General features: G+C 70.9%; 13 protein-coding genes. 10 read left to right on the forward strand and 3 right to left on the reverse strand.

The window, feature by feature from the left end; genetic code table 11:
- The first annotated feature begins 122 nt into the window (after nucleotides 1–122).
- Both ACWDAS_RS32825 and gap read left to right on the forward strand, forming a co-directional pair.
- Nucleotides 123–1,091 (forward strand): GlxA family transcriptional regulator, encoded by a 969-nt coding sequence (locus tag ACWDAS_RS32825; RefSeq protein WP_450398217.1) that lies wholly within the window; start codon nucleotides 123–125, stop codon nucleotides 1,089–1,091.
- A 182-nt stretch (nucleotides 1,092–1,273) separates the two neighbouring features.
- The gene (gene gap, locus ACWDAS_RS32830; RefSeq protein ID WP_450398218.1) at nucleotides 1,274–2,272 is read left to right on the forward strand and encodes a type I glyceraldehyde-3-phosphate dehydrogenase; all 999 of its coding nucleotides are present in this window, start codon (nucleotides 1,274–1,276) and stop codon (nucleotides 2,270–2,272) included.
- Nucleotides 2,273–2,376: 104 nt separating this feature from the next.
- On the opposite strand, the gene ACWDAS_RS32835 is transcribed toward gap, so the two are convergent.
- Nucleotides 2,377–3,099 carry a DUF2625 domain-containing protein gene (locus ACWDAS_RS32835; protein ID WP_450398220.1) on the reverse strand — a complete coding sequence of 241 codons (723 nt, stop codon included), beginning with the start codon at nucleotides 3,097–3,099 and terminating at the stop codon, nucleotides 2,377–2,379.
- A 193-nt stretch (nucleotides 3,100–3,292) separates the two neighbouring features.
- Here ACWDAS_RS32835 and ACWDAS_RS32840 point away from each other — a divergent pair, with 193 nt between their 5' ends.
- From ACWDAS_RS32840 to ACWDAS_RS32870, 7 genes are all read left to right on the forward strand, one after another.
- Nucleotides 3,293–4,297 (forward strand): LacI family DNA-binding transcriptional regulator, encoded by a 1,005-nt coding sequence (locus tag ACWDAS_RS32840; RefSeq protein WP_450398221.1) that lies wholly within the window; start codon nucleotides 3,293–3,295, stop codon nucleotides 4,295–4,297.
- A 275-nt stretch (nucleotides 4,298–4,572) separates the two neighbouring features.
- The gene (locus ACWDAS_RS32845) at nucleotides 4,573–5,907 is read left to right on the forward strand and encodes an ABC transporter substrate-binding protein (RefSeq protein WP_450398223.1); all 1,335 of its coding nucleotides are present in this window, start codon (nucleotides 4,573–4,575) and stop codon (nucleotides 5,905–5,907) included.
- Nucleotides 5,908–5,914: 7 nt separating this feature from the next.
- Nucleotides 5,915–6,862 carry a carbohydrate ABC transporter permease gene (locus ACWDAS_RS32850; protein WP_450398224.1) on the forward strand — a complete coding sequence of 316 codons (948 nt, stop codon included), beginning with the start codon at nucleotides 5,915–5,917 and terminating at the stop codon, nucleotides 6,860–6,862.
- A 47-nt stretch (nucleotides 6,863–6,909) separates the two neighbouring features.
- Nucleotides 6,910–7,716: a carbohydrate ABC transporter permease gene (locus ACWDAS_RS32855; RefSeq protein ID WP_450398293.1), complete on the forward strand. Its 807-nt coding sequence runs from the start codon at nucleotides 6,910–6,912 to the stop codon at nucleotides 7,714–7,716.
- 56 nt (nucleotides 7,717–7,772) lie between these two features.
- Nucleotides 7,773–10,502 (forward strand): glycoside hydrolase family 38 N-terminal domain-containing protein, encoded by a 2,730-nt coding sequence (locus tag ACWDAS_RS32860; protein WP_450398225.1) that lies wholly within the window; start codon nucleotides 7,773–7,775, stop codon nucleotides 10,500–10,502.
- Between the two features lie 58 nt (nucleotides 10,503–10,560).
- A complete protein-coding gene (locus ACWDAS_RS32865; RefSeq protein ID WP_450398227.1) occupies nucleotides 10,561–13,536 on the forward strand; it encodes a glycoside hydrolase family 2 TIM barrel-domain containing protein in 2,976 nt (991 codons plus the stop codon).
- 254 nt (nucleotides 13,537–13,790) lie between these two features.
- Nucleotides 13,791–14,510, forward strand: a complete 720-nt coding sequence (locus ACWDAS_RS32870) for a hypothetical protein (RefSeq protein ID WP_450398228.1) — start codon at nucleotides 13,791–13,793, stop codon at nucleotides 14,508–14,510.
- A 68-nt stretch (nucleotides 14,511–14,578) separates the two neighbouring features.
- Here ACWDAS_RS32870 and ACWDAS_RS32875 read toward each other — a convergent pair whose 3' ends face one another.
- Nucleotides 14,579–15,202 (reverse strand): hypothetical protein, encoded by a 624-nt coding sequence (locus ACWDAS_RS32875; RefSeq protein ID WP_450398230.1) that lies wholly within the window; start codon nucleotides 15,200–15,202, stop codon nucleotides 14,579–14,581.
- 247 nt (nucleotides 15,203–15,449) lie between these two features.
- Between ACWDAS_RS32875 and ACWDAS_RS32880 the strand changes: the two genes are divergently transcribed.
- Nucleotides 15,450–16,805 (forward strand): mycothione reductase, encoded by a 1,356-nt coding sequence (locus ACWDAS_RS32880; protein ID WP_450398232.1) that lies wholly within the window; start codon nucleotides 15,450–15,452, stop codon nucleotides 16,803–16,805.
- Between the two features lie 173 nt (nucleotides 16,806–16,978).
- Here the strand turns inward: ACWDAS_RS32880 and ACWDAS_RS32885 are convergent, their stop codons facing one another.
- The gene (locus tag ACWDAS_RS32885) at nucleotides 16,979–18,016 is read right to left on the reverse strand and encodes a LacI family DNA-binding transcriptional regulator (protein ID WP_450398234.1); all 1,038 of its coding nucleotides are present in this window, start codon (nucleotides 18,014–18,016) and stop codon (nucleotides 16,979–16,981) included.
- Nucleotides 18,017–18,048: the final 32 nt, after the last annotated feature.

Raw genomic sequence — 18,048 nt, forward strand, 5'->3', positions numbered from 1 at the left:
CGCTGCGCCGGCCGGCGCTTCGGGGCATCCGCCGGGCAGTGGCAGGATGCCTGCGGGAGATGTCATCAAGGTCACCGGTGGTGCGGACGCCCGGTCGACCGCGGGAGAGCCGAAGGAAGCCCATGGGCCGGAAGAACCACCACGTCGCCGTGCTCGTGCTCGAGGGCGCGAAGCCGCTCGACGTCGGCATCCCCGCGCAGGTGTTCTCCAGCCGGCCGAGCATGCCCTACGAGGTGCGGGTGTGCGGGGCCACGCCCGGACTGGTGACCGGCGGCGACGGCCTCTCGTACCACGTGGCCGAGGGCCTGGAGGCCTTCGAGCACGCCGACACCGTCTTCATCCCCGGCTACCGGGATCCGGCGACCACACAACCGCCCGCGGCGGTCGTCGGCGCGCTCATCGCCGCCCACGAGCGCGGGACCCGGCTCGCGGCCATCTCGACCGGGGCGTTCGCGCTCGCCGCGACGGGCCTGCTCAACGGCAAGCGGGCGACGACCCACTGGCACTACACGAAAGCGCTCGCCGAGCGGCATCCGCTCGTGCGGGTCGACGAGAACGTGCTGTTCGTGGACGAGGGCGACGTGCTCACCTCGGCGGGCGCCGCGTCCGGCATCGACCTGTGCCTGCACCTGGTGCGCCGCGACCACGGCGTCGGGCTCTCCAACCACGTGGCGAGACGGCTGGTTGCGGCGCCCTACCGCAGCGGGGGGCAGGCGCAGTACGTGCCCCGCAGCGTGCCCGAACCGCTCGGCGACCTGTTCGCGAGCACCCGCGAGTGGGCCCTGGCGCACCTGGCCGAACCGCTGACCCTGGAGACGCTCGCCCGCAACGCGCGGGTGTCGGCACGTACCTTCTCGCGTCGGTTCGTGGAGGACACCGGCTACACGCCGATGCAGTGGGTGCTCCGGGCGCGGGTGGACCTGGCACGCGAGCTGCTCGAACGCACCGATCTGGGCGTGGAGCAGATCGCGGACCGGGTCGGGCTCGGCACCGGCGCGAACCTGCGTCTGCACTTCCACCGCATTCTCGGCACCTCCCCGACCGAGTACCGGCACACCTTCTCGCCCGAGCTCCCCGAGGGCCCCGCGTAGGCGGGACGGGCCGCCCCACGGCGGGGGCGGACGCACCCGTGCCGCACTCGGGAAGGGGTGGCGGGATCCTTGCGGGCCATGGCGAAATGTGTGGCGAGATACTTGCGCACACTGTCGTTCAGGCCACTGCCGCCGCGGGCGCCCGATGCCGAACATGGAGGGCGGAACGAAAGGAACCCTCCATGACCCGCATCGCCGTCAACGGATTCGGCCGCATCGGACGCAACACCCTCCGCGCCCTGCTGGAGCGCGACAGCGACCTCGAAGTGGTCGCCGTCAACGACCTCACCGCCCCCGAGACCCTCGCGCACCTGCTCGCCTTCGACAGCGTGCTGGGCCGCCTCGGCCGGCCCGTCGAGACGGACGGGACCGATCTCGTCGTGGACGGCCGCCGCATCAAGGTGCTCGCCGAGCGTGAGCCCGCCAAGCTGCCGTGGGCCGAGCTCGGCGTCGACATCGTGCTCGAGTCCACCGGCCGCTTCACCGCGGCGGACGCCGCCCGCGCGCACATCGACGCGGGCGCCAGGCGTGTGCTGGTGAGCGCTCCCTCCGACGGAGCCGACGTCACTCTCGCCTACGGTGTGAACACCGACGTCTACGACCCCGCCGAGCACGTGATCGTCTCGAACGCCTCGTGCACCACGAACGCGCTCGCTCCGCTGGCATCCGTGCTGGACGACCTGGCCGGCATCGAGCACGGCTTCATGACCACGGTGCACGCCTACACCCAGGAGCAGAACCTGCAGGACGGCCCCCACCGCGACCTGCGCCGCGCCCGCGCCGCCGGCGTGAACATCGTGCCCACGACCACCGGGGCCGCGAAGGCCATCGGCAAGGTGCTGCCGAACCTCGACGGCAAGCTGTCGGGCGACTCGATCCGCGTGCCGGTCCCGGTGGGTTCGATCGTGGAGCTCAACACCACGGTCTCGCGCGAGGTCACCCGCGACGAGGTGCTCGCGGCCTACCGCGCCGCCGCCGACGGCAGGCTCAAGGGCATCCTCGACTACGCCGACATCCCCCTGGTCTCCAGCGACATCACCGGCCAGCCCGCGTCATCGATCTTCGACGCCGCCCTCACCCGCGTCGACGGCAGGCACGTCAAGGTCGTGGCCTGGTACGACAACGAGTGGGGCTTCTCCAACCGCGTCGTCGACACGCTCGAACTCCTCGCCCGCGACTGAGCGCCCGACCGGCCACCCGCGACCGATCACCCGCAACCGGCCGTCAGGAGCCGGGACCCGACCGGCTCCTGAGCCGCCCGGCCGCCGACCCGCCGCGGCGTGTCCTACACGTCGCCGAGGAAACCCGGGTCGGCCGGACCCATCTGCCGCGCGAAGTCCGCGGCGACCCCCAGGACCTCGCGCATGGGCACCGCCCTGCGGCTGGTCGCCGCGAGATCCGCATGGGCCTCCTTCGACCACAGGAACGGGAAGACGGACAGCCCCTGGGAGAAGGCCAGGGCCGCGGTCTCCTCACGCCAGGTGGGCCACCTGAGTCCCGCGTAGAACATCTCCAGGCGACCGGCGAGCAGCCAGGACAGCCACGCGGAGTGACCCATGTCCATGGCCTCCCACTCCAGCGTGTCGGGCGCGAAGTAGGTCATCTGCCCGGGGGCGCCGGGACGGCCCGCGGCGGCGGGATCGTGGCCGTTGAGGGCGAACACCCCGCCCAGCACGTCGTGCCCGACGACGAGTCCCGTCGCGGGATGCCATGCGGGATCGAAGTCCGGGGGGAACCGGTTGACCCGGGCCAGGCTCGGCAGGTCGCGGTCCGCCGAACCAGCGCCGAACACCCGGAGCCATCCGTCGTCCAGGACCAGGCCACCGCTGTTCAGCACCAGACCGCCGAGCGTCGATCGCACGGTGACCTGCATCTGCAGGAGGCCGCGGCGGGCCTCGGAAGCGTCGGCCGGCAGCACCTCCAGCGGCCCGGCGGAGGCCGTGAACGCCTCCTGCAGCTCGGGCCAGGCCGGATCGCCGACGTTGATCAGCTCGTCGAGTTCACGCACCCGAGCATGATCGCAGCGCCCCTCCGACCGACCGGGGCCGGGGTCGGAACCCCGGTTCTCCGCAGGCGAGCGGCCCCTCCCGGAATCCTGTGGTCACGTCCCCGAGCTCGGCCGATATCGCGCCGTCGCGCCCGGCACGTGCATACTCGGGCCGTGCGGGCGCGTGGGTGCCCGCCGGCAGCTGGAGGTGCACATGGCGTCGTCGTCGGGAACGGAACCCCGGAGGGTCACCATCCATGACGTCGCCCGGTCCGCGGGGGTGTCCCGGCAGACCGTTTCGCGGGCGCTCAACGACAAGGACGAGATCGACGGCACCACCAAGCAGCGCGTGCTCGACGCCGCCCGCGAGCTCGGCTACCGGCCGAGCCGGTTCGCCCGCGGTCTGGTCCGGCAGGACACCACCACCATCGGGCTGGTGATCCCGGACCTGCTCAACCCGTTCTTCACCGAGGTCGCCGCGGCCGCGCTGGAGGCGGCGCGGGCCCGCGGCTGGCACGTCGTGGTGTACGACACCGGGGACAGGGCCGCGGAGGAACTCGCCACCCTGCAGGTGATCGCCTCGCAAGTGGACGCGGTCGTCGGCTACTTCAGCTGCTCCGAGGACGATCTCGAACGGTTCACCCGCGGCGCCCCCGTGGTGCTCATCGGCCGCGAGCACCGCACGGCACGGTTCAGCTCGATCCGGATCGAGGGCGAGGAGGGCGTCCACGCCGCGGTCGCGCACCTGGTCGCGCAGGGCCATCGGCGCATCGGCATGCTCGACCACGACGGCCGCGCCGAGCCGAGCATCCGGCGCGAGTGGTTCGCGGCGGCCGCCGCGGCCCACGGGATCGACGCCGGCATGGTGGTCGGGGCCGCACAGTCGGCCGACGGCGGCGGAGCGGCACTCAGGGCCCTGCTCGCCGCCCATCCCGATGTCACGGCGGTCCTCACCTTCAACGACATCATCGCGATCGGCGCCCTGCGCGAGGCGCGTCGGCTCGGCAGGAGCGTCCCACAGGATCTGGCAGTGATCGGTTTCGACGGCCTGCAGCTCGGCACTCTGGTCGAGCCCCCGCTCACCAGCGTCGCCCTCGACACGCGCAAGCTCGGCCGCCTCGCGATCGAGCAGGTCGCACGGCTGCTGACCGGGGTGGACCCGCTCGGGGCGGACGAACTCGTCGTCCGGGCCGAACTGCGGCCGGGCGGCTCCGCGTAACCTGCCGGACCCGCGCGCGACCCGAAAGCCTTGACACTCGACGGCACCCGAGCGCACACTTCCGAACAATTCACAAAGCGCCCGTGAGCGTTCACGTGAACGCTCACGTGAACGCTCACGGGTACCGAACACGTGGTTTCTCCTGCTCGCCACGGCGCTCGGCGCTCGTACCGACACCGTCGCGTCCAGTCCATTCCAACCAGAAGGCATCCCGCCTGAGGTGTCAACGTCGACCCGCCTAGCGCCGTCGCTAGTCGTCCTCTGGAACGGAAGATATGAGCAGCACAGTCACGCGCATCCGCCTCGGCGTCGTCGCCGCGGCAGCCAGTATCGCCGTACTCGCCGGGTGCTCGTCGCCCGCTCCGTCGGGTGAAGCATCCGCGGCCTCCTGTGCGCCGGCGAAGGGCAAGGTCACCCTCCAGTACTGGAACACCGTTCCGGGCATGGACAAGGTCATCGACCTGTGGAACAAGAAGAACCCGGACATCCAGGTCGAGATGAAGAACATCTCCAACGACCAGTACGGCACCCTCGGCAACGCCCTCAAGGCCGGCAAGGCACCGGAACTCGCCCAGGTCGGTTACGACGAGCTCCCCAACCTGCGCTCCCAGGACGCCTTCGTCGACGCCTCGGCCTGCAAGGACGCCACCGCGGCCAAGTCCAAGTTCGTGCCGTGGACCTGGTCGCAGACCAGCTTCGGCGACACCGGCGTGTTCGCCTTCCCGCAGGACACCGGCCCGATGGCCCTCTACGTGCGCAGCGACATCTTCGAGCAGCACGGCCTCGAGATCCCCAAGACCTGGGACGAGTACGCGGCGGAAGCGCAGAAGCTGCACAAGGCGGACCCCAAGCTCAGCATCACGTTCTTCGACCCGAACAACGCCGAGTGGTTCAACGGGCTCCTCTGGCAGAACAACGCCGAGATGTACAGCTACTCCGGCGACAAGTGGCACGTCACCGTCGCGTCCGAGCAGAGCAAGCAGGTCGCCGAGTACTGGCAGAAGCTGATCGACGCCAAGCTCGTCCGCACCGACCTCGCCCACGGTTCGACCCAGATGTACGCCGCGTACCAGAAGAACCAGATAGCCAGCTACGTCGGCGCCGCCTGGGGTTACAGCATGTTCCGCGACAACCTGCCCGACCAGGCCGGCAAGTGGTCGATCGTCCCGATGCCGACCTGGGGCTCGAGCGCCGCGTCCGGCGACTGGGGCGGATCGACCGTCGCGTTCATGAAGGGCAACACGCACCTGTACGAGTCGGTCAAGTTCAACTCCTGGCTGAACACCGACCCGGAGGCCCTCGCGCTGGAGAACAAGCTGGGCGGCCTGTACCCCGCGGCCACCGCCGGCCTGGACCTTCCCGCACTCTCGCAGGGCGTCCCGTACTACAACAACGAGAAGATCTTCGACGTCTTCGCCGACTCGTCCAAGAACATCGACACCAGCTTCACCTGGGGTCCCACCCAGAAGACGGTGAACCTGGCGCTCCAGGACGCGGTGGCCAAGGCGGCGGCCGGCGACGGCACGCTCACCGACGCGCTCTCGGCCGCCCAGGCGGCCGCGCTGAAGTCCATGAAGGACCAGGCGATCCCGGCTGCGGCGGGCAAGTGACCGCAGCATGACCGACATCGCAACCCGCGCGACCCGCGTGGTGGCGAAGCCCGGGAGCCGCCGCCGGCACAACGGCGGCGGCCCCCGGGCGGGCACCGTCACCGCGTTCCTGACCCCGTTCTTCCTGCCGTTCGTGCTCTTCTACCTGGTACCGGTCGGCTACGCGATCTGGCAGAGCTTCCTCGTCGTGCGCCGCACCGGCGGCCAGTACGGCACCTCGTACACGACCTTCGGCGGTTTCGAGCAGTACACGCAGGTCTTCCGGAACACCGAGTTCTGGTCCAGCATCGGGCGCATCGGACTGTTCGGCATCGTCCAGGTGCCGGTCATGCTGTTCGTCGCGCTGATCATGGCGCTGCTGCTCGACACTCCCCTGCTGAAGCTCAAGGCGTTCTTCCGCATCTCGGCGTTCATGCCGTACGCCGTGCCCGGCGTCATCGCCGCGATCATGTGGTCGTACCTGTACTCGCCGCAGCTCAGCCCGGTCGTCGACCTGCTGCAGGGCATCGGCCTGCACCCCGACTTCCTCGGCCCCGGCGCCGTGCTGTGGTCGGCGGCGAACGTCTCCACCTGGCTCTGGACCGGCTACAACATGCTGATCATGTTCTCGGCACTGCAGTCGATCCCGCAGGAGCTCTACGAGGCCGCCAAGCTCGACGGTGCGAGCAACTGGGCGATCGCGTGGCGGATCAAGGTCCCGATCATCGCCCCGTCGATCATCCTCACCACGGTGTTCTCGATCATCGGCACGCTGCAGCTCTACGCCGAGCCGGCCGTACTGCGCCAGATCTCCTCGAACATCTCGAGCACGTACACGCCGAACATGCTCGCCTACGCGGTGGCCTCCGGGAACAACTACCAGCAGGCGGCGGCCGTCTCCGTGGTCATCGCCGTCATCACCTTCGTCTTGAGCTTCGGGTTCATGCGACTGACCTCGAAGAAGGCCGGACTGTGACCGACCAGACCCCGATCCGCGAAAGCCGCGTCAGCCGCACGGCCGCCATGGCCCTGATGTTCCTCCTGGCGATCTACTTCCTGCTGCCGGTCTACTTCCTGGCCGTCGCGGCGACGAAGCCGCAGGGCGACCTCGCGGCCACCAACGGGCTGGCGTTCTCGCACTTCGACCTGTTCGACAACCTGGGCACCCTGTTCACCCGCAGCGACGGCGTCTTCGGGCGATGGGCCCTGAACAGCGTGATCTACGCGGTGCTGGGCGCGGCCGTCGGCACCCTGATCTCCGCGCTGTGCGGCTACGCGCTCGCCAAGTTCGAGTTCCGGGGCCGCGGGTTCCTGTTCTCCGTCGTCCTCGGCGGTGTCCTGGTTCCCACGACCGCGCTCGCGCTCCCGCTGTTCCTGCTGTTCTCGGCGACCGGGATCGTCAACACCTACCTCGCGGTGTTCCTGCCCAGCATCGTCAGCCCGTTCGGCGTCTACCTCGCCCGCATCTTCGCCTCCGCCGCCGTCCCCCAGGAGATCATCGAGTCGGCGCGCCTGGACGGCGCAGGCGAGTTCCGCACGTTCTTCTCGGTGGCGATGCGGCTGATGACGCCGTCGCTGGTGACCATCTTCCTGTTCCAGTTCGTCGCCATCTGGAACAACTTCTTCCTGCCGATGGTGATGCTGCAGAAGGAGTCGCTCTTCCCGATCACCCTGGGCCTCTACCAGTGGAACGGCCAGACCGCCCGCGCCCCGCTCCTCCAGGAATCCGTGATCACCGGCTCGCTGGTCTCGATCGTGCCGGTGATCATCGTGTTCATCCTCCTCCAGCGGTTCTGGCGCACCGGCCTGGCCGCCGGCTCCCTCAAGTAACCCCGTACTCCCGCCGGCCCGCCGCCCGGCTCCCCCGCCTACGCAGAAGGTCTCCCATGCGCAACTCCGCCGTCTTCGTGCCCCATTTCCATTGGGACCGGGAATGGTACGAGCCTTTCCAGGTGTTCCGGCACCGGCTTGTCGCCGCCCTCGACACCGTGCTGGAGACGGCCGAGGCCGACCCCGACTTCCGGTTCACCGCAGACGGGCAGATGGCCGCGATCGAGGACTACCTGGAGATGCGCCCGGAGAACCGCGAGCGGGTCGTGGCCCTGGTCTCCGGCGGCCGGCTCGCCATCGGGCCGTGGCTCATCCTCCTCGACGAGTTCCTCTGCTCCGGCGAGACCATCGTGCGCAACCTGCAGATGGGCTGGGCGGCCGCGGCGGAGCTCGGCGGCTCGATGCCCATCGGCTACCTGCCGGACATGTTCGGCCACGTCGCGCAGATGCCGCAGATCCTGGCGCGCGCCGGAATCGAGCACGCCGCGCTGTGGCGCGGGGTTCCCGGCTCGGTCGACGGTCACGCCTTCCGCTGGCGCGCTCCCGACGGCTCCGAAGTGCGCACCGAGTTCCTCTTCGACGGCTATGACAACGGCCTCGACGTCCTGCTGGTGCCCGACCGGATCGGGCGCGCGCTCGGCGAGTACGCGCAGATGACGGCCGGGCGGTGGGGTGACGATCCGGTGCTCGCGATGGCCGGCACCGACCACAACGCTCCCGACCCGCACCTGGCGGAGTGGCTGCGGCGCGCCTCCGGCGAAGAGCGCGCCATCACCATCGCGACGCTCGACGAGTACATCCGCAAGCACGTGCGCGACGAGGTCTCGGCCGTCGTCACCGGTGAGCTGCGCAGCCACGTCCGCGGCAACATCCTCCCGGGCGTTCTCTCGGTACGGCGCGGGCTGAAGCACCGGATGGCCGTCGCGGAGCGCACCGTCGACCACGCCGAGCGGATGAACGCGCTGTGGTCCCGGCGCGACGACTCGCCGTTCCTCGCGCTCGCCTGGCACAAGATCATCGAGTCGAGCGCCCACGACTCGGTCGTGGGCTCCGGTACGGACGAGACCGCCGACCAGGTCGAAGCGCGTCTTGCCGAGGCCGCGCACGCCGCGCGGGCCGTCCGGGACGCCGCTCTCGCCGAGCCCGCCGCCCTGGTGCCGAGCGACGCCCACCTGGTCGCCAACCCGCTGCCCTTCCCGCGCACGGCACTGGTCGAGGTCGACGTCGTGGCCCCGCCCGAGGGCACCGTCCTGGTCGCGACCGCGGCCGACGGTTCGCAGCATCCCGTACAGCTGGTCTCGCAGGCCCCGACCGTGCTCAGCGACGAGCGCATGGACGCCTCGCAGCTCGAGCGCGTCCTGCGCCGCATCCACCGCCGCGAGCTCTTCGGCCGTCAGATCGACCACTACGACCTCACCCCGGGATCGCTCGTCTTCCACCTCGCCGAAGTGCCGGCGAGCGGACCGTTCGACCTGCTGATCCTGCGCCGGGAGGTGGCCGCCGCGGCCGCCGCGCACCCGGGTGAGTGGCGGGTACTGACGCTGGAGGAGGCGCGGGCCACCGCGCTGGTGCCCGTGCACGTCCCCGCCTCCGGGCTCGCGAGCTTCCGGGTCGCACCCGCCGAGCGGGCGGCAGCGGCGTCGACGGCGCTCGCCCCGGCGACGGCCACGGCCGGGACGCTGTCGAACGGGCTGGTCGAGGTCACCGTCACCGCCGACGGCACCCTGGACGTGACCGGGGCCGACGGTACCGTGCTGCGCGGGGTCGGCCGCCTCGTCGACGGCGGTGACCGCGGCGACAGCTACAACTACGCTCCCCCGGCACGGGACGTGCTCGTCTCGGAGCCTGCGGAAATCACCGTCGAACCCCTCGAGAACGGTCCGCTGCGTTCGCGGACGCGTGTCACCCGCGTCTACGAATGGCCCACCGCGCTCTCCTCCGAGCGCGACCTGCGCGGCGGGCAGACCGTGCCGACCCCGGTGGAGACCCTCGTGGAGGTGCGCGCGGGCGAGCCGTTCGTGCGCGTGTCCACGTCGTTCCTGAACCAGTCCGCCGACCACCGGCTCCGCTTCCACGTGCCGCTGCCCGAACCGGTGACCGCGTCCGCGTCTGCGGGGCAGTTCGCCGTCACCGAGCGCGGGCTCACCGCAGAGGGCGGCTGGGGCGAATACCCGATCCCGACGTTCCCCGCGGGTTCGTTCGTGTCGGCCGGCGCCGCCAACGTGCTGCTCGACCACGTCACCGAGTACGAGATCGTCGGCGACGGCACGGAACTCGCCATCACGTTGCTGCGCGCGATCGGCTCCATCAGCGTCAACATCCATCCGCTGCGCGACGAACCCGCGGCGAGCGAGATCCCCGCACCGGGCGCGCAGGACCTCGGCGTCCGCATCGAGAACCGCTTCGCCGTCGTGCCCTCGGCGACCGGCTGGCGGGGTGCCGGTGTGGTCGCCCTCGCCGAGGACTTCCGCAACGACGTGCTGCTCGCCCGCGGCACCGCACCCGCCGAGGGCCAACTGCCCCCCGACGCGGCCGGAGTGCGGGTCGACGGTGCGGACGTCCTCGTCTCCGGCATCCGCCGCGTCGCCGGCGACGACCGCCCCGCCGGCACCGAGGTGCGGTTGACCGCGATGAGCGACACGGGAACGGCCGCCCGCGTGACCGGCACGTTCACCGAGGCCACCACGGTCGACCTGCTCGGCCGGCCGCTGTCCACGACGCCGGCCGCGGGCGAACTCGAACTCGCCCTCGGCCCATGGGAGATCCGCACGGTCGTCGTCCGCTAGGACGCACTCACGCAGCCGGTGTTCGGACCCTTTGTCATCAAGAAAGAGTTGTGACCTCGTGCCCTCCGACCTTTCCCAGTATGTTTCGGACACGACACCCGGGCGTGGCGCGCTGCGCGCGGCCCGCTCGTGGCTGCACTCCGACGCCCCCTCTCTCTCGCTGAACGGGCCTTGGCGTTTCCGTCTGTCACCGACGGTGCGGGTGGCGGAGGATTTCGCGGCCGAAGGCTTCGACGACGGCGACTGGGACACCCTCCCGGTGCCCTCGCACTGGGTGCTCCGGGGTGACGGCGCCTACGGCCGGCCGATCTACACGAACGTGCAGTTCCCGTTCCCGATCGACCCGCCTCATGTCCCTGACGAGAACCCCACCGGCGACTACCGCCGCCACTTCGACCTGCCCGCCGAATGGTCGGGAGCCGAGCGCGTCCTGCTGCGGTTCGACGGTGTCGAGTCGCTCTTCAGGGTGTGGGTGAACGGCGTCGAGATCGGCAGCGCCGCCGGCAGCCGGCTCGCCCACGAATTCGACGTGACCTCGTCGGTGCGCCCGGGCGACAACGTCGTCGCCGTGCGCGTGCACCAGTGGTCCGCGGCCAGCTACCTCGAGGACCAGGACCAGTGGTGGCTGCCGGGCATCTTCCGCGATGTCACCGTGATCGCCCGCCCGGCCGGAGGCATCGAGGACGTCTGGCTGCGCACCGGGTTCGACGACGGGCGCGGACGGATCGAGACGGAGGTCACCGCCGGTCCGGCGGCGTTCCCGGTCACCCTCCGCGTCCCCGAACTCGGTGTCGAGCAGGTCTGGGCGACGGCCGCCGACGTGGCCCCGCTCGATGTGGACGGCGTGGAGCCCTGGTCGGCCGAGCAGCCCCGCCTCTACGACGCCACCGTGTCCACGGCCGCGGAGACCATCGCGCTGCGGGTGGGTTTCCGTACGGTCGAGATCCGCGGCGACCGGTTCCTGGTCAACGGCCGCCGTGTCGTGTTCCACGGGATGAACCGCCACGAGACCCACCCCGAACGCGGCCGGGTCTTCGACGAGGAACACGCCCGCGAGGACCTGGCCCGGATGAAGCGCTTCAACGTGAACGCGATCCGCACCAGCCACTACCCGCCGCACCCGCGGCTGCTCGACCTCGCCGACGAACTCGGGTTCTGGGTCGTCCTCGAGTGCGATCTCGAGACGCACGGCTTCGACAAGCTCGACTGGGCCGGCAATCCCAGCGACGACCCGGCGTGGCGCGCGGCGTACCTCGACCGCATCCAGCGCACCGTCGAACGGGACAAGAACCACCCCAGCATCGTGATCTGGTCGCTCGGCAACGAAGCGGGAACCGGCAGCAACCTCGCCGCGATGTCGGCGTGGGTCCGCGCCCGTGACGCCGGACGGCCCGTGCACTACGAGGGCGACCACGCCGGCGAATACACCGACGTCTACTCGCGCATGTACGCGTCGGTGCCGGAGACCGAGCAGATCGGTACCGACGGCTCGCGCACCAAACTGCTGAACTGCACTCCCGCGCAGGGCGCCCGGCAGCGCACCAGGCCGTTCCTGCTCTGCGAGTACGCCCACGCGATGGGCAACGGTCCGGGGGCGCTCGACCAGTACGAGGCACTGGTGCACCGGTATCCACGGCTGCACGGAGGCTTCGTGTGGGAGTGGCGCGATCACGGCATCCTGACGACGGCCCCGGACGGCACGCCCTACTACGCGTACGGTGGCGACTTCGGCGAGGTCGTGCACGACGGCAACTTCGTGATGGACGGGATGCTGCTCAGCGACGACGTCCCGACACCCGGCCTCCACGAGTACAAGGCCGTCGTGCAGCCCCTGCGCTTCACCTTCGACGGTGACGAAGTGGCGATCGCCAACCTGCGGCACTCGGCCGACACGTCCGACCTGCGCTTCCACTGGCGCGTCGAGCACGACGGGACGCCGGTGGACTCCGGGGAGATGCAGATCCCGGTCATCGCCGCGGGTGAGTCGGCGCGCGTGGCGCTGCCGTCGATCGCGGTGTCGCAGGACGCGGAGACCTGGCTGACCGTCGACGCGGTACTGGCGGCCGCGACCGCCTGGGCGCCCGGCGGGCATGTTGTCGCGACCGCCCAGCTGGACCGTTCGGTGCGTCGACCCGTACCGGCTGTGCGGCCCCGAACCGATTGGCGGCAGGGCGACGGCACGCTGACGCTGGGCATCGCCGAGTTCGTCGGCGGCTCCCTCGTACGCCTCGCGGGCCGCGCGGCGGCGGGTCCGCGGCTGGAACTGTTCCGTGCCCCCACCGACAACGACGAGGGCACGTCCGGCGAAGTCGAGGAGAGCGATGCCAGTGTCGCCGGGGTGTCCCACGCCGAACTGTGGCGCCGTGACGGCCTCGACCGGCTGACCTCTCGGCTGGTGGCCGTGGAGCACGCCACGGGAGCACTGCGAACGGTCTCCAAGGTCTCCGCGGCGAACTCGGCCCTGTCGGTGACGGTGGAGACCGTCTGGTCCGTCGAGGACGACGAGCTCGAACTGCGCGTGGAGATCGAGCCCTCGCGCGGTTGGCCGACGGTATGGCCGCGGATCGGGATCCGCTTCGAATTTCCCGATGGCACCGCTCCCGTCGACGGCGCCGAGTGGTTCGGCCTCGGCCCGTTCGAGTCCTACCCCGACAGTCTCCGCGCGGCGCGCACCGGCCGTTTCTCCGCCACCGTCCGCGACCTCTGGGTCGAGTACGCGCGCCCCCAGGAGACCGGGCACCGCTCCCGGCTGCGGGAACTGGCGCTGACGAGTGCCGGCGCCCGGGTGCTGCGCATCGTCACGCTGCCGGACACTCACGGACGCCGCCCCGGCTTCACGCTCAGCCGCCACACCCCCCAGCAGATCGCCCGAGCCGGACACCCGTTCGAACTTCCGGATTCGACGGCGAGCCACCTGATCGTCGACGCGGCCCAGCACGGGCTCGGCTCCCGGGCCTGCGGGCCGGACGTGTGGCCCGAGTACGCCCTTCGCCCCGAATCGCGCACCATCAGGCTGCGCATCGCGGCGGGCTGAGGGCCGTCGCGCCATGGCACGTACGGACGCCTGAGGCAGGTCCCCGTGGCCGGTTCCCACGCGCGGAGGCCGGCGGCACCACCTCGGGGGTGCCGCCGGCCTCCGCGCGTGCCCGGTGCAACTGCGAGCAGACGTCGGCGCGCCGGAGCACCTGGCGTCCGCGCCTGCCGCATCATCTCCGGCATGGAACTCGCCGCCGCGGACGCCGCCGCCTCCCGGGCCGGGCAGCGGGACGCACTCCCGAGGAGACCGGCGTGAACGAGTTGCTCACCCGTGCCATCGAAGCCCACGGCGGCATGGGCCGCTGGCGGGAACTGACCGAGGCGCGGGCCACCATCGTCAGCGGTGGCGAACTGTTCGCCGTCAAGGGCCTGCCACAGGATCCCGCACCCCGCGAGATGACCGTGCGGCTCCACGAGGAGCGGGCATCGGTCGAGCCCTTCGGTGCTCCCGACCAGAGGACCGACTTCACCCCGGGGCGGGTGCGCATCGAGAAGCTCGACGGACGCGTGGTGGCCGAGCGCCAGAACCCCCGGGCGTCGTTCTCCGGGCACACGCTGGAGACCCCATGGGACCCGCTGGACCGCGCCTACTTCAACGGCTACACGCTGTGGACCTACCTCACCACGCCGTTCCTCCTGGCCATGCCCGGCTTCACGGTCACCGGGATCGAGCCGTTGCGCGAAGGAGGCGAGGTCTGGCGAGGACTGCGCGCCTCTTTCCCTCCCCACATCGCCAGCCACAGCACCCACCAGGACTTCTACTTCGGTCCCGACGGGCTCCTGCGTCGCCACGACTACCACGTCGACGTCGCGGGCGGATTCGCCGCCGCGCAGTACGTCCACGACTACGCGGAGGCGGACGGCATCGTGCTGCCGACCAAACGCCGCGCCTACCGCCGCGACCCCGAGGGCCGCCCCGTCCCGAGCCGGCTCATGGTCTCCATCGACCTCAGCGACATCCGCTTCCGCTAGCGGTGTCCGGGGCGCGACCCCGCCGACACGGACGCCGCTACCCACTGTCGTACCGCGCCACGCCGTGCTCATTCATCGCGGAGGCCCGGGATATCCGGAGTGAGGGCATCCGAGGTGGCATGGAGAAAGTCCAGATGCTTCATGTTCGCCTCGCCGGCCGCCCGATTCGCCTCCTCGGAATGCTGGGGCGTCTCCGTTCCTCCGTCGACAGCGTGCAGCCAATCGAGCACCGCTCCGAAGTAGGGAACCAAGGCGCCGGTCGCCTCCCCCGCGGCACCCTTCAACGGCTCCGGTCCTTCCACGTGGACAACGTGCATCAGCCGTAGGAGCGCTCGTTGCAGATCACGCGCTTCACCCCACAGCCTGCGGGCGGTCCGGCGCCGCTCCTCGCGTTCTTCCGGTGGATCGTGCGGCTCAATGCCGCCCAGCTTGATGGCCGCTTCGCTCAGCGTTCCGTACACGAGGTTCCAGCCATCGGCGAAGGCTATGTAGGCCGCCTTGCGTGACTCGCGCAGTGCGCGGGAGCGGTCGGCCTCGATCTGCAGACGGGCTTGGCGTATCTGAGTCGACGACTGGATGTGGGCCTGGCCTTCCGCCTTCTTTCCGGAGATCCATGCGGACAGCGTGGCGCCGAGCGCGCCGACAGCAGCACCGATGACACCTCCGAGAAGCCCTGCGAGTCCTGCGTCCATGGCGAAAGTCTCCCGGGGCCGACGCGCCTTTCACCAGGGGGGTGTCGATCCCGGTGAGCCAACGCTGATCCAGTGGACCCGCGGTCGCCCCATTTGGGAACTGCGGCACGGCCTGATGTCGCACCGGCATTGCCGACCTGTGCCCCATTTCCGTGATAAGTACCTGAATTGCATGGAATATCCACGAGGTCACGCGCGGCCTCGCGCTGCGGGGCCGCCCATTGTCGCCGGCGGAAGGTTGACGAGCGTGCCGCACTACGATCTGGTGATCCTGGGGGCGGGCAGCGGCAACATGCTGCCCGACGACTCACTGGCCCATCTGCGCACCGCCATCGTGGAGCCGGACCGCTTCGGCGGAACGTGCCTGAACCGGGGCTGCATTCCGAGCAAGATGTTCGTCATCACCGCCGACGCGGCCGAGGACGCGCGGGCGGCGGCGCGCCTGGGCGTCCGTGCCACCGTCGAGCCCGTCGACTGGAAGACCGTCCGCGACCGGGTGTTCCGCCGCATCGATCCGCTGCACGACAGCGCGCTGGAGTACCGCACGGACAACGGCATCGACGTGTACCCCGCGGAGGGGCGATTCGTCGCGCCGAAGGTGCTGCAGGTGGGATCGGAGCAGATCACCGCCGACACGTTCGTCGTCGGGGTCGGGTCCCGGCCGGTGATCCCGGACATCCCGGGTCTCGACACCGTGCCGTACCACACCTCGGACACCATCATGCGGATCGACGACGCGCCCGCGTCCATGGTGGTCATCGGCGGCGGTTTCATCGCGGCCGAGTTCAGCCATGTGTTCGAGGCGTTCGGCACGGAGGTCACGATCCTGCAGCGCGGGCCGCGCCTGCTGACGGCGGAGGACGAGCAGGTCTCGGCCCGGTTCACCGAACTCGTCTCCCGGCGGCATCGCGTACTGCTCGGTGCCACGGTCACCGCTGTCGAACGGCGCGCCGGCGGTGTCTCGGTGGCCGTGACCTGCCCGGAAGGCGACGAGGTCGTCGAAGCCGCCACCCTGCTGGTGTGCGTCGGCCGCCGGCCCAACACCGACCGGCTCGACGCGGCCGCCGGCGGGCTGGAACTCGACGGGCACGGCCACATCGTGACCGACAGCGCCTACCGTACGTCCGTACCGGGGGTCTGGGCCCTCGGCGACGCGGTGAACCACTTCCAGCTCAAGCACATGGCCAACGCCGAGGCACGGCTGGTGCGGCACAACCTGCTCCACCCGGAGGACCTGCGCACGCTCTCCAACAGGGTCGCGCCGCACGCGGTCTTCACCAGCCCGCAGATCGCGAGCGTCGGGCTGACCGAACAGGAGGCGCGCCGCCGCGGGATCGCCTGCCTGGTGAGCGTCCGCGACTACGCGGACACCGCGTACGGATGGGCGCTGGAGGACACCAGCGGCTTCGTGAAAGTGCTGGCGGATCCCGCCGACCGCACGGTCCTCGGCGCGCACATCATCGGCCCCCAGGCCGCGACGCTCATCCAGCCGCTGATCCAGGCGATGACGCTGGGCCTGACGGTGGACCAGGTCGGCCGCGACGTGCTGTACATCCACCCGGCGCTGACCGAGGCCGTCGAACAGGCCCTGCTGGACCTGTAGTACGCCGGCCACGGGAACGGCGGCGGGGCGGCCGGCCGACGGTCTCGCCCGCGTGCTCAACGCGATCCACCAATGCCTGGCCCTGCAGACCGCCGGGGACCCCGAACTCGGCAACACCGCCTCTGTGGAGGCGGTCCAGGCCGTCCTGGAAGCGCTGACCAGAGCCCTCCGGTCTACCTGACGGCGGCGATGCGGCCGGGGGCGGGGAGTTCGCCCGAGCCGCGGGCCACGAGACGTGTGTCGACCATGAGGGTACGGGCGCGGGAGCGGTCGCCCTCAAGGCGCTCGATGGCGGTGGCACCCGCCAACTCACCCATGGCGACCGGGTTCTGGGCGACCACGGTCAGCGCGGGTTCCAGGATGGACGCCATGGGGACGTCGTCGAAGGCGACCACGGCGACGTCCTTGCGGCGGCTGCGGGAGAGCTCCGACAGGACGCCGATGGTCATGACGTTGTTGCCCGACAGCAGCGCGGTGGGCGGGTCGGGCAGAGCGAGCAGCCGGGCCGTGGCCTCGGCGGCCCCCGCCGGGTCGTGGGCGTCGACGACCAGCGCCCGGTCGTGGGGCAGGCCCGCGTCGGCGAGGGCCGCGCGGTAACCGGCGAGCCGCTCGCGGCGCGTGTAGAGGCGGGACGGCAGGTCGCCGATGAACCCGATCCTGCGGTGCCCGCCGGCGATCAGGTGGGCGACGCCCTCCTGGGTGCCGGAGCGGTTGGAGCTGACCACGGTGTCGGTGGTGAGCCCGTTGCCGGGACGGTCCAGGAAGACGACCGGCATTCCGGCGGCCCGCTGCGCCTTGAGGTGGGCGTGGTCGGCGCCCACCGCCGGCGCGACCATGAGCACGCTGACCCGGCGGGCCAGGAACGTCCGGATCAGCGCGTGCTCCCGCTCCGGGTCGTCGTCCGACGAGCCCATCAGCAAGGTGAGCCCGCGGCCGTGCACCGCGTCCTCGATGCCGCCCGCGACGGCGCCGAAGAACGGGTTGCCGAGGTCGGGCACCACCAGGCCGACGGTGGTGTCGGGCCCGCCGACCCGCATGCTCCTGGCCATCAGGTTCGGCTGGAAGCCGAGTTTCGCGACGGCCGCCAGTACCCGCTTCCTGGTCTCGGGGGAACTGGGGCCGTCCTCATTGAGGACCCGGGAGACCGTTTTGGCGCTCACGCCGACCTCGCGGGCGACGTCGGCGAGGGTCGGTCTGCGGGTCGCTGTCATAAACCACCTTCTCCTGAGGGCCTCGGTGCGCG

The organism is Streptomyces sp. NPDC001070, from assembly GCF_053598835.1.